The organism is Streptomyces sp. NPDC018610, assembly GCF_044391765.1.
GTDB lineage: Bacteria > Actinomycetota > Actinomycetes > Streptomycetales > Streptomycetaceae > Streptomyces.
In genome coordinates, this window is sequence record NZ_JBISAL010000002.1 from 363,004 (window position 1) to 384,731 (window position 21,728).

Annotated in this window: 19 protein-coding genes; 10 read left to right on the forward strand and 9 right to left on the reverse strand. The window is 70.2% G+C overall.

All coding sequences use genetic code 11. From position 1 onward, the window contains the following. Nucleotides 1-71: 71 nt before the first annotated feature. The 3 genes from ACH5A8_RS07010 to ACH5A8_RS07020 are packed head-to-tail and all read right to left on the reverse strand — an operon-like array spanning nucleotide 72 to nucleotide 3,665. Nucleotides 72-323 carry an NAD-binding protein gene (locus ACH5A8_RS07010; RefSeq protein WP_398998821.1) on the reverse strand — a complete coding sequence of 84 codons (252 nt, stop codon included), beginning with the start codon at nucleotides 321-323 and terminating at the stop codon, nucleotides 72-74. Between the two features lie 52 nt (nucleotides 324-375). After that, nucleotides 376-1,170 (reverse strand): DUF4118 domain-containing protein, encoded by a 795-nt coding sequence (locus tag ACH5A8_RS07015; protein ID WP_398998823.1) that lies wholly within the window; start codon nucleotides 1,168-1,170, stop codon nucleotides 376-378. Then, nucleotides 1,167-3,665 carry an ATP-binding protein gene (locus ACH5A8_RS07020; protein WP_398998825.1) on the reverse strand — a complete coding sequence of 833 codons (2,499 nt, stop codon included), beginning with the start codon at nucleotides 3,663-3,665 and terminating at the stop codon, nucleotides 1,167-1,169. The genes ACH5A8_RS07015 and ACH5A8_RS07020 overlap by 4 nt, the downstream gene beginning before the upstream one ends. Before the next feature lie 235 nt (nucleotides 3,666-3,900). On the opposite strand from ACH5A8_RS07020, the gene ACH5A8_RS07025 reads away from it, so the two are divergent. Next, the gene (locus ACH5A8_RS07025) at nucleotides 3,901-5,475 is read left to right on the forward strand and encodes a Na+/H+ antiporter (RefSeq protein WP_398998827.1); all 1,575 of its coding nucleotides are present in this window, start codon (nucleotides 3,901-3,903) and stop codon (nucleotides 5,473-5,475) included. A 6-nt stretch (nucleotides 5,476-5,481) separates the two neighbouring features. Here the strand turns inward: ACH5A8_RS07025 and ACH5A8_RS07030 are convergent, their stop codons facing one another. Further along, the gene (locus tag ACH5A8_RS07030) at nucleotides 5,482-6,894 is read right to left on the reverse strand and encodes a hypothetical protein (RefSeq protein WP_398998829.1); all 1,413 of its coding nucleotides are present in this window, start codon (nucleotides 6,892-6,894) and stop codon (nucleotides 5,482-5,484) included. Nucleotides 6,895-7,547: 653 nt separating this feature from the next. On the opposite strand from ACH5A8_RS07030, the gene ACH5A8_RS07035 reads away from it, so the two are divergent. Continuing rightward, nucleotides 7,548-9,287 carry a hypothetical protein gene (locus ACH5A8_RS07035; RefSeq protein ID WP_398998831.1) on the forward strand — a complete coding sequence of 580 codons (1,740 nt, stop codon included), beginning with the start codon at nucleotides 7,548-7,550 and terminating at the stop codon, nucleotides 9,285-9,287. A 111-nt stretch (nucleotides 9,288-9,398) separates the two neighbouring features. Then, nucleotides 9,399-9,713 (forward strand): hypothetical protein, encoded by a 315-nt coding sequence (locus ACH5A8_RS07040; protein ID WP_398998833.1) that lies wholly within the window; start codon nucleotides 9,399-9,401, stop codon nucleotides 9,711-9,713. A 4-nt stretch (nucleotides 9,714-9,717) separates the two neighbouring features. On the opposite strand, the gene ACH5A8_RS07045 is transcribed toward ACH5A8_RS07040, so the two are convergent. Further along, entirely contained in the window at nucleotides 9,718-10,932 is a 1,215-nt protein-coding gene (locus ACH5A8_RS07045) for an IS256 family transposase (RefSeq protein ID WP_398998835.1), read from the reverse strand. A gap of 67 nt (nucleotides 10,933-10,999) precedes the next feature. On the opposite strand from ACH5A8_RS07045, the gene ACH5A8_RS07050 reads away from it, so the two are divergent. Then, nucleotides 11,000-11,335 carry a hypothetical protein gene (locus ACH5A8_RS07050; protein ID WP_398998837.1) on the forward strand — a complete coding sequence of 112 codons (336 nt, stop codon included), beginning with the start codon at nucleotides 11,000-11,002 and terminating at the stop codon, nucleotides 11,333-11,335. A gap of 386 nt (nucleotides 11,336-11,721) precedes the next feature. After that, on the forward strand, nucleotides 11,722-13,590 hold the full coding sequence (locus ACH5A8_RS07055; protein ID WP_398998839.1) for a potassium transporter Kup: 1,869 nt from the start codon (nucleotides 11,722-11,724) through the stop codon (nucleotides 13,588-13,590). Nucleotides 13,591-13,807: 217 nt separating this feature from the next. Here ACH5A8_RS07055 and ACH5A8_RS07060 read toward each other — a convergent pair whose 3' ends face one another. Further along, the gene (locus tag ACH5A8_RS07060) at nucleotides 13,808-14,188 is read right to left on the reverse strand and encodes a transposase (protein WP_398998841.1); all 381 of its coding nucleotides are present in this window, start codon (nucleotides 14,186-14,188) and stop codon (nucleotides 13,808-13,810) included. Nucleotides 14,189-15,126: 938 nt separating this feature from the next. On the opposite strand from ACH5A8_RS07060, the gene ACH5A8_RS07065 reads away from it, so the two are divergent. From ACH5A8_RS07065 to ACH5A8_RS07080, 4 genes are all read left to right on the forward strand, one after another. Then, nucleotides 15,127-16,611 carry a PP2C family protein-serine/threonine phosphatase gene (locus tag ACH5A8_RS07065; protein WP_398998843.1) on the forward strand — a complete coding sequence of 495 codons (1,485 nt, stop codon included), beginning with the start codon at nucleotides 15,127-15,129 and terminating at the stop codon, nucleotides 16,609-16,611. Beyond that, nucleotides 16,611-17,102 carry an STAS domain-containing protein gene (locus ACH5A8_RS07070; protein ID WP_398998845.1) on the forward strand — a complete coding sequence of 164 codons (492 nt, stop codon included), beginning with the start codon at nucleotides 16,611-16,613 and terminating at the stop codon, nucleotides 17,100-17,102. The genes ACH5A8_RS07065 and ACH5A8_RS07070 overlap by 1 nt, the downstream gene beginning before the upstream one ends. Nucleotides 17,103-17,945: 843 nt before the next feature. Further along, entirely contained in the window at nucleotides 17,946-18,305 is a 360-nt protein-coding gene (locus ACH5A8_RS07075) for an STAS domain-containing protein (protein ID WP_398998847.1), read from the forward strand. A gap of 281 nt (nucleotides 18,306-18,586) precedes the next feature. Continuing rightward, the gene (locus ACH5A8_RS07080) at nucleotides 18,587-19,429 is read left to right on the forward strand and encodes an RNA polymerase sigma factor SigF (protein ID WP_398998849.1); all 843 of its coding nucleotides are present in this window, start codon (nucleotides 18,587-18,589) and stop codon (nucleotides 19,427-19,429) included. 80 nt (nucleotides 19,430-19,509) lie between these two features. Here ACH5A8_RS07080 and ACH5A8_RS07085 read toward each other — a convergent pair whose 3' ends face one another. Next, on the reverse strand, nucleotides 19,510-19,869 hold the full coding sequence (locus ACH5A8_RS07085) for an STAS domain-containing protein (protein ID WP_398998851.1): 360 nt from the start codon (nucleotides 19,867-19,869) through the stop codon (nucleotides 19,510-19,512). 184 nt (nucleotides 19,870-20,053) lie between these two features. Here ACH5A8_RS07085 and ACH5A8_RS07090 point away from each other — a divergent pair, with 184 nt between their 5' ends. Next, nucleotides 20,054-20,512, forward strand: coding sequence for an ATP-binding protein (locus ACH5A8_RS07090; RefSeq protein WP_398999768.1), 459 nt, complete (start codon nucleotides 20,054-20,056; stop codon nucleotides 20,510-20,512). Nucleotides 20,513-20,565: 53 nt separating this feature from the next. On the opposite strand, the gene ACH5A8_RS07095 is transcribed toward ACH5A8_RS07090, so the two are convergent. After that, complete coding sequence (locus ACH5A8_RS07095; protein ID WP_398998853.1) at nucleotides 20,566-21,015, reverse strand: ATP-binding protein; 450 nt, start codon at nucleotides 21,013-21,015, stop codon at nucleotides 20,566-20,568. 343 nt (nucleotides 21,016-21,358) lie between these two features. Further along, nucleotides 21,359-21,643 (reverse strand): hypothetical protein, encoded by a 285-nt coding sequence (locus ACH5A8_RS07100; protein WP_398998855.1) that lies wholly within the window; start codon nucleotides 21,641-21,643, stop codon nucleotides 21,359-21,361. Nucleotides 21,644-21,728 lie beyond the last annotated feature (85 nt).

Below are 21,728 nucleotides of genomic sequence, written 5' to 3' on the forward strand. Positions count from 1 at the left end.
CTGTCCGAGGGATGCGGCTGCACGCCCGTCATCAGGATGTCCAGCCCGCGCCGAGTGGTCGCCAGGACCACTCAGTGGCGGCCGCGCTCGCGGTGGAACATCCGCACCACCAGCCGTACCGACGGGTTGAGGGTGCGGGCCGGCAGCGCCGCGGTCATGTTGACCTGGTCGTCGCGGTAGGTGAGGGCGAGCGCGGCGGCCCACTCGACCTCGGCCGCCCGCAGGGTCCGCTCGTCCGGGCGCGCGGAGACGAGCAGTTCGACCAGGGAGCGCGGGTCGGCGTGCAGCGCGCAGAAACGACCCGCGTCACGGTGCCGTTCCACCAAGTGGCCGTGCCGACGTCAAGATCGCGTCAGGGAATCCGCCGGGGCTTGCTCACCTCTGTGCCGGTCCCGACGTGTCCAGTGCCGCCCCCGTCTGGTCGGCCAGCGTCACCGCGACCAGCCGGGCCTGGAGCGGGGGTACGGCGCCCGGGCCGGGGGTGAGCATGAAGCGGCCGAGGTAGTGGCCGTTACCGTAGGAGCGCAGTTCGATCTCGCCCTCGGGCCAGCCGTCCGTGTCCGGGTTCCACGTGCGCCGGCCCACGGTCACACTGCCGTCCGTCTCCAACCGCGGCGGCCGGCCGATGAGCGTGCCGTACTCGAAGCGGCAGGCGCGCAGGCCGAGCAGGTCGGTCAGCTCGGTGCGGACGTGGTCGACCACGGTGTCCGCCGAGTTGGCGGACTGGACGAGGTCGGCCGTGCGGTGGATGCGCGCCAGGTGGGCGGCGTCCGTGACCGTCATGACCTCCAGCCGGCGGGCTCTCGCCGCGAGCTGGGAGACGATCACGCCGACGACCAGCAGCAGCACCGCGGTCTCGATGTCCGCGGAGGCGTTGATGTCGAACGTCTCGTACGGCCGGGTGAGGAAGAAGTCGTACCAGGCCGCCGCCGACAGTGCCGCGACCACGCCCGCCGTGCGGCTGCCCAGCGCGGAGACCGCGACCACCACCACGACGAGGACGAGGGCGGCGTTCGTGTGCGACAGGCTGGTGCGGAACGGGACCAGGACGAGGGCTGTCAGGAACGGGGCGGCCAGGCCGGCGATCAGCGCGAGCCGGTCCCGCAGTGGCCAGGTGCGGGCCGGGGTGTGTATGCGGTGCAGTCTCCAGGTGCCTGCGTGCGTGCTCATCGCGCACCTCCTGCGCTCTGCTCGGTTGGTCCTGCCCCCACGGGCTGCTCCGCGAACGGCAGCGACACCACCATTGTCAGGCCGCCGCCGGGGGTGTCCTCCGGGGTGAGGGTGCCGTTCATCGCCTCGGTCAGGCCGCGGGCCAGCGCCAGGCCGAGGCCGAGGCCGGTGGTGTTGTCGTTGTCGCCGAGCCGCTGGAAGGGTTCGAAGATCCGCTCCCGGCCGGTCTGCGGGAGTCCGGGGCCCCGGTCGACCACGCGCAGCTCCACGCGTCCCGCCAGGGCACTGGCGGTGACCATCACCTTCTGCCCCGGCGGGGTGTGGCGGACGGCGTTTGAGGCGAGGTTGGCGATCACCCGATCCAGCAGCGGCGGGTCAGCGAGCACCGCCGGGATGTCCTCCACGTCCGCCACCTCGGCCTCCGGCACGTCCGCGAGCGCCATCGGCAGGACCTCGTCCAGCGAGGTCGGGCGCAGGTTCAGAGTGAGGGCGCCGGCCTCCAGGCGGCTGAGGTCGAGAAGGTTCTCCACCAGCCGGTTGAGTTTGGCCATGGACTCGTCGGCGGTGGCGAGGAGTTCGTCGCGGTCTTCCGGTGTGAACTCGACGTCACGGCTGCGCAGGGAGGTGACGGCGGCCCAGCCCGCGGCGAGCGGGGTACGCAGGTCGTGGCCGACGGCCCGCAGCAGGGCCGTGCGCAGCCGGTCGGCGGCCTTCACCGGCTCCACCTCCGCCGCCGCCTCGGCCAGCCGGGCGCGCTCCACCGCGGAGCCGACGTGGGCGGCGAACGCGGCCAGCACCCGCCGCTCGGAGGAGGAGAGGGTACGGCCGCGCAGCATCAGGTACGCGCCCGGACCGGCCGGCACCGAGGTGGCCCCCTCGGTATCCGGCGGCTCGTCCGCCAGCTCCGCCGACTCCATGCCGAAGGTCTCACGGGTGCGCTCCAGGAGGGCCGGAATCGTGGCCTCGCCCCGCACGATCGTCCCTGCGAGGGACGACATGGTCTCGGCCTCGGCGGTGGCCCGGGCCGAGCGCCGGGACAGCCGGAGCGAGCGATCGACGACCCCGGCCACGGTGGCCGCGACGACGGCGAACACGGCGAGGGCGAGCAGCGCGTTCGGGTCGGTGAGCGTGAAGGCGCCGATGGGCGGGATGAACCAGTAGTTCAGGAGCAGGGACGCCGTCACCGACGCGATCACCGCCGACGCGACCCCGCCTATGCAGGCCACTCCCACCACGGCGAGCAGGAACAGCAGCGCCTCACTGGTCAGGTCCAGCGCGCCGCGCACCTGCGCCAGCACGGCGGTGAGCAGCATCGGCAGGACGAGCCCGGCCACCGGTCCGGCGATCAGACGGGCCGTGGAGAGCGTACGGCGCCGGGACGGCAGGAGGGTGCCGCGCCCGGCCCTCTCGTGGGTGACCCGGTGGACGTCGATGTCGCCGGACAGCTCGGTCACGGTCTCCCCCGTGCCGGGCCCGGTCAGGAAACGCTGCAGGCGACCGCGTCTGCTGGTGCCGAGGACGAGCTGGGTGGCGTTCTCGGCGCGGGCGAACTCCACGAGGTTGGTGGCCACGTCGTCCCCGACGACGGAGTGGTAGCTGCCGCCGAGGTCCTCCACGAGCCTGCGCTGCCGGGCGAGGGAGGCGGCCGAGACGCCCCCGGCCAGGCCGTCGCTGCGGGCCACGTGCACGGCGAGCAGGTCGCCGCCGGCGGACCGGGCCGCGATCCGGGCGGCCCTCCGGACGAGCGTGTCGCCCTCAGGGCCGCCGGTCAGGGCTACAACCACCCGCTCCCGGGTCTCCCAGACACCTCCGATGCCGTGCTGAGAGCGGTATTCCTGCAGCGCCTCGTCGACCCGGTCGGCCACCCACAGCAGGGCCAGCTGCCGCAGCGCGGTGAGGTTGCCGGGGCGGAAGTAGTTGGCGAGGGCCGCGTCGATCTTCTCGGGGGCGTAGATGTTGCCGTGCGCCATGCGGCGGCGCAGCCCCTCGGGGGGCATGTCCACCAGCTCGATCTGCCAGGCCCGGCGTATGACCTCGTCGGGCACGGTCTCGTGCTGCGGAACGTGGGTGATCTTCTCGACCACGTCGTTGAGGGATTCGAGGTGCTGGATGTTCACCGCGGTGATGACGTCGATGCCGGCGGCGAGGAGTTCCTCGATGTCCTGCCACCGCTTGGGGTTGCGGCCCTCACCGGGGACGTTGCTGTGTGCGCACTCGTCCACGATCGCGACCTGCGGGCGGCGGGCGAGGACCGCGGCCAGGTCCATCTCCTCGAAGCCCCCGCCGCGATAGGTGCAGGAGGAACGGGGTACGACCTCGAGACCGTCGATCATGGCCTCCGTGTGCGGGCGCCCGTGGCACTCCACGAAGCCCACCACCACGTCCGCCCCGCGCGAGGCACGGCGCCGTCCCTCGTCGAGCATCCGGTAGGTCTTGCCGACCCCCGGGGCCGCCCCGAGGTAGACCTTCAGTCGTCCGGGCCGTACGTCACTCATCGCCGCCGACGCGCTCCGCTCCCTGGCTCGACTCCCCCCGGTCCAGGGGGACTGCTCCTAAGGAAGCCCTTCGCAGGGCCGGGTGGGGCGCGTGTTAGCGATTTCTTGCCGCCGGTCTCGGGGACCTTGACACTGTTTTGACGTGACCTGGGCCGATAGGGTGAAGGCGGTGTGCCGGGAAGTCTGGTCGGCGAGGGAGTCAGGGCGGCTCTTCTCATAGCCCCAGGGGGACGGCATGCGGAGCGTCGGTACGGTACTCGCGTTGGTCATTCTGGCCACCGTGGTGGCGACGTTCGCGCGCCGCTGGCGGATGCCCGCTCCTTCTTTGCTGGTGGTCGCCGGTCTGGCCGTGGCGCTGTTGCCGGGCAGCCCGCAGATCGAGATCAGTCCGGAGATCATCGGGCTGGTCGTGCTCCCGCCGCTGTTGTACGCGAGCGCGGAGGACATGCCCTGGCGGGAGCTGCGGGCGGTGTGGAAGCCGGTCGGGGTCCTCTCCATCGGCCTTGTGCTCGCCTCCGCGGCAGCCGTCGCGGCAGTGGCGGCCGCGGTCACCCCGCTGTCCTGGCAGATGGCCTTCGTGCTGGGTGCGGTGCTGGCCAGTACCGACCCGGTGGCGGTGACCGCGCTCGGCCGCAGGCTGGCCCTCCCTCCGCGGGTGCAGGTGCTCGTGCAGGCAGAGAGCCTCTTCAACGACGCGACCTCGCTGGTCCTGGTCCGGGTGGCAGCAGGCATCGCGGTGGCATCGACCGCGGCGAACTGGGGGGCGGCGGGCGGCCAGTTCCTGCTGCTGGCCGGCGGTGGCACGGTGATCGGGGCCGCCGTGGCCGGTGTGGTGGCGCTCATTCGGCGCCATACCGAGGAACCGGTGCTGGAGACGGTGATCGCCTTGGTCACCCCGTACGCGGCCTACCTGCTCGCGGAGGCGGCGCACACCTCCGGCGTGACCTCCTGCGTGGTGGCCGGGGTGGTACTGGGCGGCAGGGGCGACCGGCTCACCAACGCCCGCATACGCCTCCAGCTGCACGCCGTGTACGGCACGGTGGTGTTCCTGCTGGAGAGCGTGGTCTTCTCCCTCATCGGGCTGGCCCTTCCCGGCGAGGTGCGGGCCCTCGCCGACGACGACCGGTCCTGGCCGCTGTACGCCCTCGCCGTCGCGGCCACCCTCATCACCGTGCGCCTGTTGTGGCTCGCACCGCTGTCGGCGGTCGTCCAGCGCAAGGGCGGGATCAGCCGTTTGAACTGGCGGCTGCCGGTGGTGCTGACTTGGGCGGGCACACGCGGTGTCATGCCGCTGGCCGCCGCGCTTTCCATCCCTGAGGTCGCCAAGGACGGCACCGCCCTGACGGACCGCTCTCTGGTCCTCGTCCTGACCACGTCCGTGGTGGTCGTGACGCTGGTCGTCCAGGGTTTCACCCTCGCCCCTGTCGTCCGCGCCTCCGGCATCGCCCTGGAGCCCACCCACACCGAGCGCGAGGAGGTCGAGGCCCGCTCGCACCTCGCCCACGCCGGACTCGCCCGCCTCGAGGAACTCGCCGAGCTGGAGGCGGTCCCCGACATCGTCCTCGACCGGCTCCGCCGCGGGCTGACCGCCCGCTTGGACGACGCCCGCGACCGCCTCGCCGAGCACAACGGCGCCACCGCCGCCACAGAGTCCGCCGACTTGGTCTACCGCCAGCTGCGCCGCGACCTGATCACCGTGGAGACCGCGGAGCTCCAGCGCCTCTACGACACGCACCGCGTCAGCGACACGACCCGGCGCCGGCTGCAACGCTCCCTGGACCTGGAGGAAGCCCGGCTCACGGACGTGTGAACGGCGTCAGCGGAACTCCGCCAGCCGTGGCCGCAGTCCCAGCGCGGTGAACGCCATCGCCGCGAGCAGCAGGGTGCCGGCCCAGGGCAGCAGGCCGCTCACCGCCCCGCGGCCATCGCGCACCGAGGAGGTGAAGTGGGCCCGGTTGATGTCCGTCACCTTGTCCAGGGCGGCCATCCACGCGCCGAAGTGCGCTTCGGAGGTGCCCGGCTTCCAGTCCATGCAGAACTCCACCGCCTCGCGTTCCTTCCCGGCCGCCTGCAGGGCGCGGATGCGGCGGTCGTCATGCTGGTAGACGGCGTACGTCTGCACGGTCTTCTCGGCCGCGGCACGTTCCCCGGGAAAGGTGATGTTGTCCAGCTCGCGCCGGAACTCGCCGGTGAAGCGAGGCTCGTGGTGGTCGGTCCAATACGCCTGCCAGCTGGTGGCCAGCCCGGCGTCGTACGTGCCGAGGGTCGCGCCCCGGATGCCGTACAGCTTCTGCGACTTGGCGAGGAACGAGTGCGCGTACTGCTCGCGGCGCTGCGGGTCGAGCAGGTAACGGCTCTCGTCGGCGTTGGCGTCATAGGCGATCGCCCGGGCGCGGGAGAGGGCGACGACGGAGTCGAAGGCGTCACGGCGGGCGCCGCGCAGGTACCCGGACGACGAGGTGAGCATCTGCGTGCCGAGGACCACCGCGAGCAGGGCGCAGGCAGTCGCGGCGAGGAGGGACGGGTTCAGGATCCGGTGGAAGCGCCGGACCAAGTACCCCTGGAGGACGCCGAGGGCGGCCAGCAGCGGCATGCCCAGCACGGCGGTGGCGGCGAGCTGCGCGGAGAGCGTGGAGCGGGCCGCGGTGTACTCGGCGTCGAAGGCACGGTCGTTGGCCGACACCAGCGTGCGGGACTCGGGCAGCAGCTTGCCCTGCAGCAGGTCGGTCGCCTTGCGGTAGTCGGCCAGGGCGGCCAGCTTGCCGCCGGTGTGCCCGTCGTTCTCCAGGGCGCGCCCGATCAGCTCCTGGTACTCGGCGAAGTCGTCGGTCAGGTTCTCCACGGTCTTCTCGCCGGACCGCTCGCCCTGCGCCGCGACGGCGAGGGTCCGCAGGTCGTGACCGATCTCACGCCGGGCTTCGCCGTAGACGCCGACCGCCTTGTCGTACGGGGTCTGTAGGCGGCCCTTCCCGGCGTCGCCGCTGGACAGCAGGATGTTGGCGGCCTGCGCGTCCATGTCGTTCAGGGCCAGGTTGAGATCGGCGGCGCTGATGGTGCGCGGGGCGTCCCGCTCGGACACGCTGTCCCAGGTGTCGTTCGTGGCCAGCCCGGCGACGGTCAGCAGCGCCGTCACCGCGGTGGCGAGCAGGAGCGTGTCCGCGCGCAGAAGGCGCAGCCGCGCGGGCACGGTGGCCCAGAAGCGGCGGCGCAAAGCGGCCCGCGCGGCCACGGCCTGCCGCCGCAGGCGCTGCCCCGGGCGCAGCCCCGGACCCGGTCCGGCCGTGCGCGAATACCCTCGTCTTCGCGGTCCGGGGCTGCCCCCGGGCTGGGTGACCACAGTCCGTGGCGGTGCCCCTTGCTCGGTCCGAGGACCCTGCGCTGATCCGGCCGTGAGAGTCACGGTCCCTCCAACGTCACCGCCACGGACGGTCGCCCGTCCCCCGTTGGTGATCAGTCTGCGACCGGATTCAGCCACCCATGGCTCGTCCTGACGGCTCCCTGATGGCGAATCAGCGTTGTTTGACGGCACCTTGACGGCGGCACGCGCGGCGCCGTATGAGTGCCGCAAATTCTGTGTCCGCCACGCCGGTCGGCGGAGCGAGCGGGATTAGATTCGCTGTCGGCCGCCGCTGGAGCCATGGACGTCAGGGCCCAACAGACGTCCGTGACCCCGCATGACGGGCGGAGTCCACGCTCCGCTGTGACGCGAAGGCGGCCCGGTGCGTGTCCGAGGGGGCACGCGCCCGCGCAGGACGCCTTGTCGTCGCCTCTTCGCCGGCGTCCGTGCGCCGCCGTGCGGTGCCGGGGCCCCGGCACCGCACGGACCGCCCACTCCAATCGATCCCCGGCTGTCCGATTCACCGACAAGACACGAAGGTGTCCATGCTTCCCGCTGCCCCCGAGCAGGCTTCCCCGTCCCGTCCCGAGCGCACGGTCCGGCCCGGACCGGAGGGAAGGCGGAGACGCCGCGCACCGAGCGGGCTGTTCGAACCCGTCCAGCTCGTCCGCTCGTTCCCCGAGGCGCTACGCAAACTGCACCCGCGCGTCCTGGTGAAGAACCCGGTTCTGTTCGTCGTGTCCGTCGGGGCGGTCCTGACCACACTGTCGGCGCTGCTCCATCCCGCCGTCTTCACCTGGGTCATCAGCCTGTGGCTGTGGCTGACGGTGGTCTTCGCCAACCTCGCCGAGGCGGTCGCCGAGGGCCGCGGCAAGGCACAGGCCGAGTCGCTGCGCAGAGCCCGTACGGACACGGTGGCGCTGCGGCTGCTGCACTGGAGCTACGGCACCGATCCACGCACCGCCCGTACGGAGGCCGTCGCCGCCACCGAACTGAAACCGCTGGACGTCGTGGTCGTCGAGGCGGGCGAGATGATCATCTTCGTCATGATCGGCCTGGCGCTGATCGTCTTCCCTAAGCTCGCGCTCGGCCTGTCCGGCTTCGAGACCGGCGTTGCCGTGATGCCGCACGTACAGGGCGACCCGGACGACACCGAGGAGAAGCCGACCGGCCGCATCCGGGACACCAAGAAGCTGCTGACCACGGCCGCGATCATCATGAGCGCCTTCCTGATCACGTCCAGCTTCGTCACTACGCTGCTCATCCCGGAGAACCAGTTCAAGACCGGCGGCCAGGCCAACGGACGTGCGCTGGCGTATCTCGCGCACGAGTACCTCGGCGGCGCCTTCGGCACGGTCTACGACGTCTCGACCATCGCGATCCTCTGGTTCGCCGGCGCCTCCGCGATGGCCGGTCTGCTGAACCTGATGCCGCGCTACGGCATGGCCCCGCACTGGGCCCGCGCCGTGCGCCCGATGGTCATCGTCTTCACGCTCGTCGCCTTCCTGGTCACCTGGATCTTCGACGCCAATGTCGACGCGCAGGGCGGCGCCTATGCCACCGGCGTGCTGGTGCTCATCACCTCCGCGGCGATCGCGGTGACCATCGCCGCGCGCAAGGCCGGGCAGCGCAACTGGACCATCGGCTTCGGCGTGATCTCGGCGGTGTTCCTCTACACGCGGGTCATGAACGTGATCGAGCGCCCGGACGGTGTGAAGATCGGTGCCTGCTTCATCGCGGGCATCATCCTGGTCTCGCTGCTGTCCCGACTGGCCCGTGCCTTCGAACTCCGCGTGACCAACGTGACGCTCGACCCGATGGCGGAACGGTTCATCCGGGACATGGCCAGCCGCAAGATGCGGTTCATCGCCAACGAGCCCGGGCACCGCGACAAAGCCCAGTACCGCGACAAGATCGAGCAGATCCGCGCCGACAACGACATGCCGGAGCAGGAGGACTTCGTCTTCGTGGAGGTCACCGTCACCGACCCCTCCGAGTTCGAGGCGGGCCTGACCGTGCGCGGCGAGGTGCTGCACGACCGCTACCGGGTACTGACCCTGGAGTCCGCGTCCATCCCGAACGCCCTGGCGGCCCTTCTCGTGCACGCCCGGGACGTGACGGGCTGCACTCCGCACATCTACTTCGAATGGACCGAGGGCGGCCCCTTCTCCAACTTCCTGCGCTTCTTCCTCTTCGGCCAGGGCGAGGTCGCCCCGGTCACCCGCGAGGTACTGCGCGAGGCGGAACCGAACCGGGCCAGACGCCCCCGCGTCCACACCGGCTGAAGGCCGACTCCGGCGAGGCGCGTCAGGATCCCGTCAAGACGTGCCCCCTCGGCGCTAGGACCGCGTAAGCAGCGGTCGCCGGACCCTGTACGCCCGCCTACCGTCGGCGTTATGCGACGGAGCGGACCGCCAGGCTCGGCCGGCGACCGCCACTGGCACGGCAGCGCCCGGCTGGCGCTCAACTGCGCCCTGGCCTTCTACGCCCTGAGCCTTCTCGTCGACTGGGATGCGGGAAGCCTGACGCCCCTGCGCGCCCTGCTCTGGCTCACCCTGTCGGTCGCGGTGGGCGCCGTCCTGCTTCCCCAGCGGGTGAGCGCGGGCCCCGGCTGGCTCGCCGTACGCACACCCTGGCGCCGGCGCGTGGTCCACACGGACGCGCTGACCGCCGTACGGCAGTACGAGGTCATGCCCCCTGTCGTGGTGTAGGCGATCAGTCGTCTGACGTGGCGGGTAGGACGGTTGGGGCATCGAGGTAGAGGGCGTCCATGCTCTCGTTGGAGAGGTAGCGGCGGGGGAAGGCGATCCACTCGTCGTGGAGTTCGGCGAGGACCGCGGTGGCCAGGCGGAGGACCGCGGGCGGGTTGGGGAAGACCTGGACGACGTCGGTGCGGCGTTTGATCTCCCGGTTCAGCCGCTCCAGCGGGTTCGTGGACTGGATCTTCTTCCAGTGCTGGTGGGGGAAGTCCGCGAACGCGGTCAGGTCTTCCTTCGCTTCCAGCAGCATCTCTCTGACCTTGGGGAACTGCCGGCCGAGCATGTCGGCGACGGTGTCGAGCTGGGTGCGGACCGCGTCCGCAGTGGGCTGGGCGAAGACGGTGCGGATCGTCGCGGCGACCATCTCCGCCGAGCCTTTCGGGATCACGGCGAAGACGTTGCGGACGAAGTGAACACGACAGCGCTGCCAGGCGGCGCCGAGCATGACTTTGCGGATTGCTTTGACCAGGCCGCTGTGGCTGTCGGAGATGACCAGGCGGACGCCACTCAGGCCGCGTTCTCGCAGGTGCCGCAGGAACTGGGCCCAGAACACCTCGGTCTCGCTGTCGCCGACCATGACCCCGACGACTTCGCGGCCGCCGTCCTGGGTGACGCCGGTGGCGATGACGATCGCCTGGGAGACGATGCGGTGGTCGACGCGGGCCTTGACATAGGTGGCGTCGAGGAACAGGTAGGGGAACCGGATGTGGTCCAGCGGGCGGGTCCGGAAAGCGTCGAGCTGTTCGTCGAGGTCCGCGCAGATCCGGGAGACCTCGCTCTTGGATATCCCGGTGTCCGAGCCGAGGGCTTTGACGAGGTCGTCGACGGAGCGGGTGGAGACGCCGTGGACGTATGCCTCCATGATGACCGCGTAGAGAGCCTGGTCGATGCGCCGCCGGCGCTCGAGGAGGCTGGGGAAGAAGCTTCCGGCCCGCAATTTCGGGATGGCGAGTTCCAGGTCGCCGGCCTGCGTGGTCATCGTCTTCTCGCGGTGCCCGTTGCGCCAGGTGGTGCGGGTGTCGGTGTGTTCGCCCCACTCGGCGCCGATCTTCGTGGTGGCCTCGGCCTCGATCAGTTCCTGCAGCAGCCGCTCGGCGACCTCGCGGACGAGTTCAAGACCATCGGCCGAACGTAGTGACTCAAGCAGGCGAAGTAGGTCATGCTGGGACAAGGCCACCGTGCACCCCCTGGGGTCGAACTGCCCGTTCACTCCGGACAGTTGCACGGTGGCCTGCCAGTTGAGCAGGGAGCAGACACCGGCAGACGGTGCACCCGAGGGAGCAGAACCCGCGCACTCAACCGCGGAGATCCCCTACACCACACAGCGGGACGCCATCCAGTACGACGGTCCCTCCTCCCACCTGGTCCTCCGGGACGCCCACGGCAACCGCCTGGAACTCGACCCCCGCATCCTCCTCGCCAATCCGCTCCTCTGGCACGAACTCGACACCGGCGTCCGCCGCTCCCTGGAGCGCGGAACCCTGCGCCAGGGAGCGGATGTCCTGCACCGGCTGGGCGAACGCATCGACGACGAGACGGCACAGGCGGTGCTCCGGGCGTCGGGACTCTTCTGACCCCACCCGAACACCACGATGACCTTCATGAGCACGTGGCATGAAAGGTCCGTACTCCTGCCTCCTCCCGGCACGCCTCCTGCGCAGGAAGCCTGGACGCTGCATCCTCACGGCCAACGGAGTTCAGGCGGCCGATGGGTGGCCCAGCCGGCGTACAGGCCGGCGGCGCGGAGACGCCGTCGAGACGAAGCGGCCCCACCTACCGGTATTCGCGCTGGTGATCGGTATCGTCCGCACCGATGCACCGGGCCCCTGGACAGCGGTCCGCAACGAGGAGGATGACCATGGCCGACCGTCGGCAGGGAACCGCGCCGGATGATGGATTCCCATCGCGGACACCTGAGGCTCGTGGTGCGAGCCCACACGACACGGCACGCCTCGCTCTGGTGATCGGTGCCCTCGGTGTGGTCTTCGGTGACATCGGCACCAGCCCGATCTACACCCTCCAGACGGTGTTCAACCCGGGCGATCCGCACCCCGTCCCCGTCACGACGCAGAACGTATACGGGGTGGTGTCGCTGGTGTTCTGGTCGGTGGTGGTCATCGTCCTGGTCACCTACGTGCTGCTGGCGATGCGCGCCGACAACGACGGCGAGGGCGGCATCATGGCGCTGATCACCCTCGTACGGCGATGGACCTCGCGGCCGGCCGGAAGGACCACCGCCGTACTGACCGCGCTGGGCATCTTCGGAGCGTCGCTGTTCTTCGGCGACAGCATGATCACCCCGGCGATCTCGGTCCTGTCGGCGGTCGAGGGGCTCAAGGTCGTGCAGCCCTCGCTGGACACCGCCGTCGTCCCCGTCACCGCGGTGATCATCGTGCTGCTGTTCCTGGTGCAGCGCCGGGGTACCGCGGCGGTGGGCCGGGTGTTCGGTCCGGTCATGATCGTCTGGTTCGCGGCCATCGGCGCCTGCGGTGTGGCCGGCATCGCCGACCACCCGGCGATCCTCAGGGCGCTGTCGCCCACCTACGCCCTGGGCTTCCTGTTCGGCCACTTCGGCACCGCGTTCTTCGCCCTGGCCGCGGTCGTGCTCGCGGTCACCGGCGCCGAGGCGCTGTACGCCGACATGGGGCACTTCGGCCGCCGTGCGATCACCCGGGCCTGGCTGTTCCTGGTCTTCCCCGCCTGCGTCCTAAGCTACTTCGGACAGGGTGCGCTGATCCTCGCCGATCCGCACAACGTCAGCAGCCCGTTCTTCCTGCTGACACCCGGCTGGGGACGGCTGCCGATGGTCGTACTGGCCACGGCGGCCACGGTGATCGCCTCGCAGGCCGTGATCACCGGCGCGTACTCGGTCACCTCGCAGGCCGCCCAGCTCGGCTATCTACCGAGGCTGCGGATCGCGCACACCTCCGAATCCACCATCGGCCAGATCTACGTGCCGTGGATCAACTGGCTGCTGATGGTCTCGGTCCTCACCCTGGTCTTCGCCTTCCGCAGCTCCGCCGCGCTGGCCTTCGCGTTCGGCATGGCGGTCACCGGCACCATCACCATCACCACCCTGCTGTTCTTCTACGTCGCCCGTGCGAAATGGGGCACGCCCAAGTGGCTGCTCGCCATCGGCGCCGCCGTGCTGCTCTTCGTGGACCTGCTGTTCGTGGCGGCCAACATGACCAAGCTCGTCCACGGCGCGTGGCTGCCGCTGCTGATCGGCATCACCGCGTTCACCGTCATGACGACCTGGCAACGCGGCCGCGAGATCGTCACCGTCGAACGGGCACAACTCGAGGGACCGCTCCCCGGGTTCGTCGAGGACCTCCGCTCGGCGAAGGTGTCGACGCTCCGGATCCCGGGCACGGCCGTGTTCCTCAACCGGGGCAAGCAGACCGCGCCCCTCGCCATGCGGGCCAACGTCGAGCACAACCACGTACGCCACGACCAGGTCGTGATCCTCTCGCTCGAGACCCAGCCCGTGCCCCGCGTCCCGGCCGACCAGCGGATCACCGTCGACGACCTCGGCTACGCCGACGACGGGATCATCCACGTCACCGCCCGGTTCGGCTACATGGAGACACCGGACGTACCCAGCACCCTGGCCACGCTCACCCCGGCCCAGACCGAAGGACCGTTGGACCTCGACCAGGCGTCCTATTTCCTGTCGAAGATCGATCTCCGGCGCGGCACGTCACCGACGATGGCTCCCTGGCGCAAGCGGCTGTTCATCGCCACCTCCTACATCACGGCCGACGCGGCCGAGTACTTCGGCCTCCCCCGCGACCGTACGGTCATCATGGGTTCACACATCGAGGTGTAGACGCGCTCCGGCCGCTGATCGCCCGGTGTGCCGTCGCCACCGCCAGGTCGAGCCGTGCCGCGTGGTGGCGGCAGGAGAAGGGGGGTGCCACGCCACCGAAGCGAAACCTGCGACGAGCGGGTCGGCAATCGTCCACACCGACGGGCAGTGGCCACTCACTGACCAGCCCGGTGCACAGGTCGCTCGTGCCGACGTACTTGGCCCGGCCCGGGCGCGGTCACTGAGCACAGCCCGGGCCGCGGCCTGAGCGTCGAGCGGGTCCGACTTCCCCAGCAGCCGACGGGCCCGAGCGGTCGGGCCGGTTCACTTCGAAGACCTGAATCTGCTGGGCCAGCAGGTAGCGGGACAGGCCCGCGCCGAAGGTGCCGGTGCCCTCCCCACCGGCCCGGCGCACCGTGCCCCGCTTGCGGGCCCAGGTGAGCAGCCGACGGTAGCCGGCCGCCGTGGCCGGAAAGGACTCGGTGCCCAGGATCTTCCCGAGCGGGGAGATCACGGCGGCGGCATGCACCTCGCCGTGCGTGTCCACGCCCAGGACGACCTCGCGCCGAACGGGCGGATCCGTGCTGGTGGAGGCGGTACTGCGCTGTCGGGTCGTCATGATGGTTGGCCTCCCACGTAATGGCGTGCTGGCTGGGGTGGACGGCATCGGCCTGCTGGGGCGGTCTGAACCGTGATGGCGCCTGGAACTTGGCAAGGCCCCTATGGGGACACGCCCTGGAGCTCGGTGACAGCGGGACCCATTCCGCAACGACGGTCGACATGCCTGTGACTGGACACTTCGGTCAAAGATCTCAAGAGTCGGACCCCCATGCGGGATGGCATCGCGCACCCGTCCCATCGATCCCGGTGCATCGGCACGTCCCGACCAAGTCGGATGGCTTCGCCCGGACCGTGCCCAATCTGGCTGGGGCAGGCTGAAAATGCGTTGAATTCCCGCCCACTCGTGACCGGCAATGACGGACAGCCGTCCGGTCCGCCTTGCGGTTGCCCTTCATCGATCATCTCTTGGAGCGGACCGCGCTGGAAGGACGGCTCCACTGGATCGGCGATGCGTTCGGTCGCTGTCCCGCGGGCCACCCCATGCCAACGGCTTGGGCGAGCGTCGCGTCGAGAAGCTGACGGAGTCCGGCGAGGGTCGGCGCTACGGCCGTGGTGAGGAGCGCAGCGTCGTCGGCGAGGGGTGACAGGATGCAGTGGTCCCGTAGTGGGTCGCCGATGAGCAAGGGTGCCGGTGGCGGGTCGGCGTCGGGCCCGTGGCACGGTGGCCGTCCAGTACGGCGGGCCCGTCCCATGCGGGTGCCTGGGGGCCGTGGACCGTCTCCTGTCGGCGTCACCGAAATCATCCCCCCGTCACCCGACCCTGAGCCCGGTGCCTGAAGCGTTGGCCCACCGTTCGACGGGGGGGGGGAGCATGCGCGGGGCGCCGCTGCCGGAAGCCCGGTTGACGACGGCATTGGCGTTCGGGCGTGTGGGCGATTTAGGCTGCGTCGGTTCGTGCCGTTCACGGCGGCAGCCCATCGACGGAGAGGAAAGCCGATGACGCAGCCGGCATCGGCCACCGACCCGGCTCCCGGGCGCCGCCCCGAGCTGGTCCCCGACCCGGATGCGGAAGCGGCCCGGATCGCGGCGGTGCGCCGCTACGACATCCTCGACACCCCGCCCGACGGGGCGTTCGACCGGGTGGCGGCAATGGCCGCCCGCCTTTTCGACGTGCCGGTGGCAACGGTCACGATCGTGGACACCGACCGCATCTGGTTCAAGGCCGCCCACGGCCTGGAGGGTGTCGCGCAGATCGGCCGTGACCCGGGCCTGTGCGGCTCGGCGATCCTGCGCGATGACACGATGGTCATCCCCGACACCCTCAAGGACCCCGTCGCGGCAGACAATCCGCTGGTCGCCGGGGAGATGGGCGTGCGCTTCTACGCCGCCGCACCGATCATCACCCCCGACGGGCACAAGCTGGGCACGGTCAACGTCCTCGACACCCGGCCGCGCTCGATCACCGAGGAGGACACCGCCACTCTGGCCGATCTCGCCGCGATCGTGCTGGACGAGATGGAGCTGCGGCTGTCGGCGCTGCGCGCCCTGCGGGACGAGCAGGCCCGCCGGGAAGCGGAAACGCGGCACGCCGAGGCGGAGCGGGCGCGGGCCGAGGCGGAGCGGGCGGCGCGGGAGAAGGCGGAGCAGGACAGGGCCGCCATCGCCGCGTTCGCCTCCACCCTCCAGCGCACTCTGCTGCCCCCGGCCCTTCCCGTGGTGCCGGGGCTGGAGCTGGCCTGCCATTACCGCACCGCCTCCGCCCACGACGTGGGCGGCGACTTCTACGACGTCTTCCCCCTCGACGGCGGCCGGTGGGCGTTCTTCCTCGGTGACGTGTGCGGCAAAGGCCCCGAGGCGGCGACCGTCACCGCCCTGGCCCGCCACACCCTGCGCGCCACGGCCCAGATCGACGCCGACCCCGTCACCGTGCTGAGCGCGCTCAACACCATGCTGCTCACCGACGTCACCGCCGGCCGCCGCTTCTGCACCGTCCTCTTCGGCCTCCTGGAGCCCCGGGAGGCCGGCGGCTTCACCGTCACCCTCGCCACCGGTGGCCACCCGCCGGCCTACCACGTGCGCCCCGACGACAGCGGCGCCGTCTGGGTGCGGGCCGTACGCCGCAAGGGCGGGATGCTCGTCGGCGCCTTTCCCCAGGCGCCCTTCGCCCAGACCACCTTCTCCCTGACGGCCGGGGAAAGCCTGTTCCTCTACACCGACGGGCTGATCGAAGCCCGCACCACTGAGGGCGCCATGCTCGGTGACGACGGCCTGACCGGCTTCCTCCACCAGCGCACCGCGCCTGTCACCGCCACCTCCCTGGTCGAGGACAGCATCACCCTGCTGGCCTCGCTGCCCGACGGAGCCGGCGACGACGTGGCCCTGCTGGCCCTGTCCGTCCCCCACCCCGACAGCACACCCGACGGCAGTGTCGTCGCCACCGCCCACACCGCCGCCGCGCCCGAACACTTCGGCCAGGAGTGATGACCGACGTGACCGACACGCTGCAGCTGACCGTCCAGCACCCCCGTCCCGGCCTCGCGATCGCCACAGTCGCCGGGGACGTGGACATGCGCACCGCGGAAGCCCTGCGCCGCGACGCCTCGATGATCATCGAGCAAGGGTCTCCGCACCTGGTTCTGGACCTGTCACAGGTCGGTTTTTGCGACTCCGCCGGTCTGAGCGCGCTCATCGGTCTCTGGCACGCCGCCCAGGCGGTGGGCGGTGCACTCGGGCTCGCCAACGTCCCCGACCGCCTGATGCGGATGCTCGTCCTCACCGGTGTCGACACGCTCCTGCCGGTCCATGCCACCGCCGCCGATGCAGTCACCACCATGACAGCCGACAAGCCCACCAGCGCAGGGCCGCAGGGCTCCGTCGACCGTGTGACCACCGCCGACGGGTCTGGTGCGCCGGCCGAAGGGGAACACACGGCCTGCGACAGCGCTCGTAACCCCTCCGCGAACCTGAACTGATCGCGCGGACGCGTCACGACGGGGCGTCTGTACCAGCGATCGAGCTCGGCGCTCCTGCCGCAGTACCCCCGCGCTGGGTGTCCCGTTTCCCCGTGTGCCGCGGCGGCCCACGAGCGATAGGCAGCATCGGCGCCGTTTTGAGACGCAACCGGCGTTCTTCTTCCCCTTGGTGTGTGCAGCCGTACCCACGTACGCCCGGCAGATCCTCGGCGGCCTGCCTGGGCGGCCCTGGCCGCCACCCTCGCCGACGCGGAAGCGGCCGGCCATCAACCAGCCACGCTGCCGAGCTGGGCCGCTCAGCAGCGGACGCTGGACGATGCCCGCTCGCCGGCGCGCACCCTGACTTGGCGCGTCCAACGACTCAGCCAGCGCCCCGCACTCGGCTGCCGCGCGGAAGCCACTCAAGCTCGTCGAGTCACGGCCACAGCACACGAACAGGTTGTTCCGCTGTGACGGAGCCGTTTGTCGCGCGCCCAGCGACCACGTCGGAAGTGCGGGGCCGCCGACGCTGACGTGCCAGGCCGCGATCGCGGTCTGGCCGGACCAAGCCATGCGGGAGGGTCATGCATGCCCCTCCCGGCGACGAGTCCGAAGCCGTCGGCAGGTGCCAGTCGCTATCCGCTCCCCGAGTTGGTTCGAGAGACACTTCTCACGGGCGACGATACCGTTGACGCCGAGGACATGCCCGGGTTCGGGGCAGGTGGACGGCATGGACTGGCCCATAGGCACCACCGAACCATCCAGGGACACGCACGGGCTCAGAAGCGCGCTGTGCCGGTGTGTCCTTGGAACCCGACTGATATGCCCGCACACTGGCGTCACAGCGATCGAGAGAGACGCGGGATGAGCGGCGCGGGAGGCATCACCACCCTGGTTGTCCATGAGGGCGGCACGGCGGTGGTGGGCGTCTTCGGTGAACTGGACCAGTTCACCGGTCCAAAACTGTGCCCTGTCCTGGCTGAATGTCTGGATCAACGGCCGGTCCGGCTGCTGCTGGACCTGTCCGGAGTGTCGTTCTGCGACGCGGCCGGACTCACGGCCTTGGTAGCGGCCAGAGGCGGTGCCTTGCAGGCCCGGACGGAATTCGCTCTGACCGGCGTCCAGCCGGTTCTGCGTCGCGTGCTTGCGATCACGGGCCTCGACGCCGTGTTCGTACGGCGACCACAACACGGTCCCGCTGCCAGTTCCGGCCCGGCTTCCTGACACCCTGTCGGCGCTCGCTCGAAAGCCGCGCCGCCCAGAGGCGTCAGCGGCTGCGGGCAGGTCAGCTGTGAAGGTTCGGACGGGCGGGCGGTACGGCCCTGCGCAACGACCGCTGTCGGCTCAGGGGCCACTGGCCCGCCATGCGTCCTGGCGCCTGAGCGGAGTCCCATTCACCGTTCGCTCAAGGAGCAGGCATGGGTGCAGGATGGCGGGGTAGACGCGCGGTCGTCGGCCGTTTCGGCAGGCAGCAGCGGTGAGATCGATCGTGGGAGGGTATCAGCATGGCGCCCAGCACGCTGGCAACGCACACCCGGACGGCCGAGTTGCCGGAGGTCGCCGATCCTTCCCAGGTGGCGCCCAAGGACGCTCGCGAGCTGTCCAAGCTCTTCTTCCAGCAGCTGGCGGTGCTGGAAGAGGGCACGCCGGAGTACAGCTATGCCCGTAACACGCTGATCGAGATGAACATGTCCCTGGTCCGCTACGCGGCCGGCCGGTTCCGCAGCCGCGGGCCGGAGGAGATGGAGGACATCGTCCAGGTCGGCATGATCGGCCTGATCAAGGCCATCGACCGGTTCCAGCTGTCGCGCGAGGTGGAGTTCACCTCCTTCGCCATCCCCTACGTCGTCGGGGAGATCAAGCGCTTCTTCCGCGACACGACCTGGGCCGTGCATGTGCCCCGCCGACTGCAGGAGGCCCGCGTCCAGCTCGCCAAGGCGACCGAGGAACTGCGCAGCCGCCTCGACCGCGACCCGACGGTCAAGGAGCTGTCGGAGCTGATGAGCCTGTCCGAGGACGAGGCCCGCGAGGCCCGCCTGGCCTCCAACGGTTACAACTCCTCCTCCCTGGACGCCACGCTCAACGGGAGCGAGGACGGCGAGGCCGCGCTCCAGGACTTCATCGGGACCGAGGACACGGCTCTGGAGCTGGTGGAGGACTTCCATGCCCTCGCACCCATGATCGCCGAGCTCGACGAGCGAGACCGGCAGCTCATTCACATGCGGTTCGTGGAGGAGCTCACCCAGGCCCAGATCGGCGAACGTCTGGGTGTCTCGCAGATGCACGTCTCGCGACTGCTGTCCCGGTGCCTGGCCCGGCTGCGCGAAGGCATGCTCACGACCGGCTGAGCCTATTAGCGGTACCCCTCATAATGCCCGCCATGACCGTGGCGGGCATCAGCCATGCTCAGCTCATCCGGCTGACGGGGTCAGACGGCAAGCGCGTCGCGCAGAGGCGGGTGGCAGGGGATGACCTCGGTGAGGCCGACGATCCCGAGGGTCTCGGAGACGGCGGGGCTCGGCGCAGCGAGTCGCAGCCGCCCGCCATGGCGCTGCGCGGCGTGATGCGCGGCGATAAGAGTATTGATGCCGCTGGAATCCATGAAGGTGACGCCGCTGAGATCCACCACCGTCACCTGAGTGGCAGCGTCATCCGCGGTCAGGGCATCCAGGAGCTGTGGAGCGCTGTCGAGATCGATCTCGCCGCACGCCGTGACCACCCGGACGCCACTGGTATGACTCATGTTGATCGACAGACGCGCATTTCCTGCAGAACGGTTGTCCGCCACAGTCCCTCAGCACCTCAGCAAGCGTCGGTGACGCCGTCCCCAGCACTTCCTCGATGTGGATCTGTGCGCGCATGGTACTGGTACTGCACCCGGATGGCCCTGCCACCCACAGGTACAGGTTGCGCGTGCGCGGTACCCGCCCGGGAGGACGGCGTACGCGAGCAGGGCGGGAGTGACAAGACAGATGGGCGGGGACCCAGAACGTGAGTGTTGCCACGGACCGAACTCCACGGCGGTTGAGGAGACCATCGCGCTGTCAGGAGACGGCTCCTGCATCGCCGAAGCCCGTCACCGAACCGCCGCCTTCTTCACCGGGGACGCAGCTGACAACCGTCCAACGAGGGTGACGGGGCGCATCGTGAGCTTGGCTCAGCTGGTGGTGAGCGAGTTGGTCACCAACGCCTGCAAACACGCACCCGGCCCCATCCGGTTGCGCCTGCGGCTGGCGGACGAGGCGGTGGAGGTGGAAGTGTGGGACAGCCATCCCGAGATTCCGACGGCTCGGCAGGCGGACCCTTACAGGGTGGGCCAGCACGGTCTGGAGATTGTGAGGGCCGTTGCGGCCGACCTCACCGTCCTGCCCGAGGGGGCCGGGAAACGGGTCACCGCCCGCCTCCTCCTTGATCCCCGCCCCTCGGCCTGACGCCGGCCCGGCGGGAGATGTCAGCTGCTCTCGGTGCGCAACTCTCGCGAGGGTCAGCCGGCAGGTTGCTGCAAGGGCAGGCGTGCGACGACTCGTTTGCCCGTGCCCAGGGCGATGGTGCGCACCTGGTCGCAGAGCCGGGTGACCAGGTGCAGGCCGTGTCCGCCGATGCGGCCGGCGTCGGACACCCGGAGGCGGGGCGGGAGCGGGGAGCTGTCACGGACACTGATCCGCAACTGGGCGGCGTCCGGTGAGACTTCGAGCATGAGTTCAGCCGGTCCGGGTGCGTGACGGACTGCATTGGTGACCAATTCACTGACGACAAGTTGGGCGTCCTGGCTGGAACGCTCGCGCGGATGATGTCCAGCCCGTGCCAGCAGCTGACGCACTGCGTGGCGGGCCTCGGCGATGTGCGCACCCCTGGTCCCCCAAGCAGCGCCGTAGCGCCAGGGCACCCTCGGCCGCTGCTCCTCCGGGGTCTGCTTACTGAGCGTGGTAGTCATGGAGGATCCCTTGTCGGTTTCCTTGGCATCTCTTCACGTGCAATAGGACTTACCTGTATTCGCCTACCCGCTGTGACGCCATTACACCTTTGGCGGCCTACTGGGCGACTGAGGTGTGACTGTCAGGACGAGAGCGGCTTGGTCGTCGTCCATACCCGTGGTACCGGTACGCGCACGACTTGGGTGACAGTGTGATCGCTTGCGATGGTGTGGCTCTGAGTGGCCAGCGCGTGCGTGAGGCGGTCTTCACCGAACTGCTCCCCATGATGGTCGGGGCTTCGGTGAGGCCCTCGGTGTAGAGCAGCAGACTCTCGGTTGGCTGGAGGTGAAGCCGGTGCCTGAATCAGTGCTCATCCTCAGGCAGGCGGAAGTCAAAAGTCCCTGATCGCCAGGGACCGTGCTCGGTCAACTCCGATTCGATCACCACGTCCTGGATCTCGACGAAGCCCAACGCTTCGATGGAAGCGGCCAGCCGCCGCAAGACGGCTGGGACGCTCTCGCAGCCGTGGTCGGCAGGGTTCGCCTGCGAGAAATGGCGCACGGTCCAATGCGCCGGCACGTGAGTCGTCTTTCGCACGGGTGATGCGCCGATGCAGGCGCGTGCCGACAAGCGGGCTGCGGCAGACACCACGCAGGCTCCGGCCCGCTGTCAGCGGTCCAGGCACCGGCGGCAGGTCTGCCCTGATCCGACTCCCAGCTCCAGCGCAGGAGTT

Excerpts from the sequence above, each read along its gene's own strand:
- ACH5A8_RS07015 (WP_398998823.1), bottom strand. The coding sequence starts at position 1,170 with ATGAGCACGCACGCAGGCACCTGGAGACTGCACCGCATACACACCCCG.
- ACH5A8_RS07020 (WP_398998825.1), bottom strand. The coding sequence starts at position 3,665 with ATGAGTGACGTACGGCCCGGACGACTGAAGGTCTACCTCGGGGCGGCC.
- ACH5A8_RS07025 (WP_398998827.1), top strand. The coding sequence starts at position 3,901 with ATGCGGAGCGTCGGTACGGTACTCGCGTTGGTCATTCTGGCCACCGTG.
- ACH5A8_RS07035 (WP_398998831.1), top strand. The coding sequence starts at position 7,548 with ATGCTTCCCGCTGCCCCCGAGCAGGCTTCCCCGTCCCGTCCCGAGCGC.
- ACH5A8_RS07040 (WP_398998833.1), top strand. The coding sequence starts at position 9,399 with ATGCGACGGAGCGGACCGCCAGGCTCGGCCGGCGACCGCCACTGGCAC.
- ACH5A8_RS07060 (WP_398998841.1), bottom strand. The coding sequence starts at position 14,188 with ATGACGACCCGACAGCGCAGTACCGCCTCCACCAGCACGGATCCGCCC.
- ACH5A8_RS07065 (WP_398998843.1), top strand. The coding sequence starts at position 15,127 with ATGACGCAGCCGGCATCGGCCACCGACCCGGCTCCCGGGCGCCGCCCC.
- ACH5A8_RS07070 (WP_398998845.1), top strand. The coding sequence starts at position 16,611 with ATGACCGACGTGACCGACACGCTGCAGCTGACCGTCCAGCACCCCCGT.
- ACH5A8_RS07075 (WP_398998847.1), top strand. The coding sequence starts at position 17,946 with ATGAGCGGCGCGGGAGGCATCACCACCCTGGTTGTCCATGAGGGCGGC.
- ACH5A8_RS07080 (WP_398998849.1), top strand. The coding sequence starts at position 18,587 with ATGGCGCCCAGCACGCTGGCAACGCACACCCGGACGGCCGAGTTGCCG.
- ACH5A8_RS07090 (WP_398999768.1), top strand. The coding sequence starts at position 20,054 with ATGGGCGGGGACCCAGAACGTGAGTGTTGCCACGGACCGAACTCCACG.
- ACH5A8_RS07095 (WP_398998853.1), bottom strand. The coding sequence starts at position 21,015 with ATGACTACCACGCTCAGTAAGCAGACCCCGGAGGAGCAGCGGCCGAGG.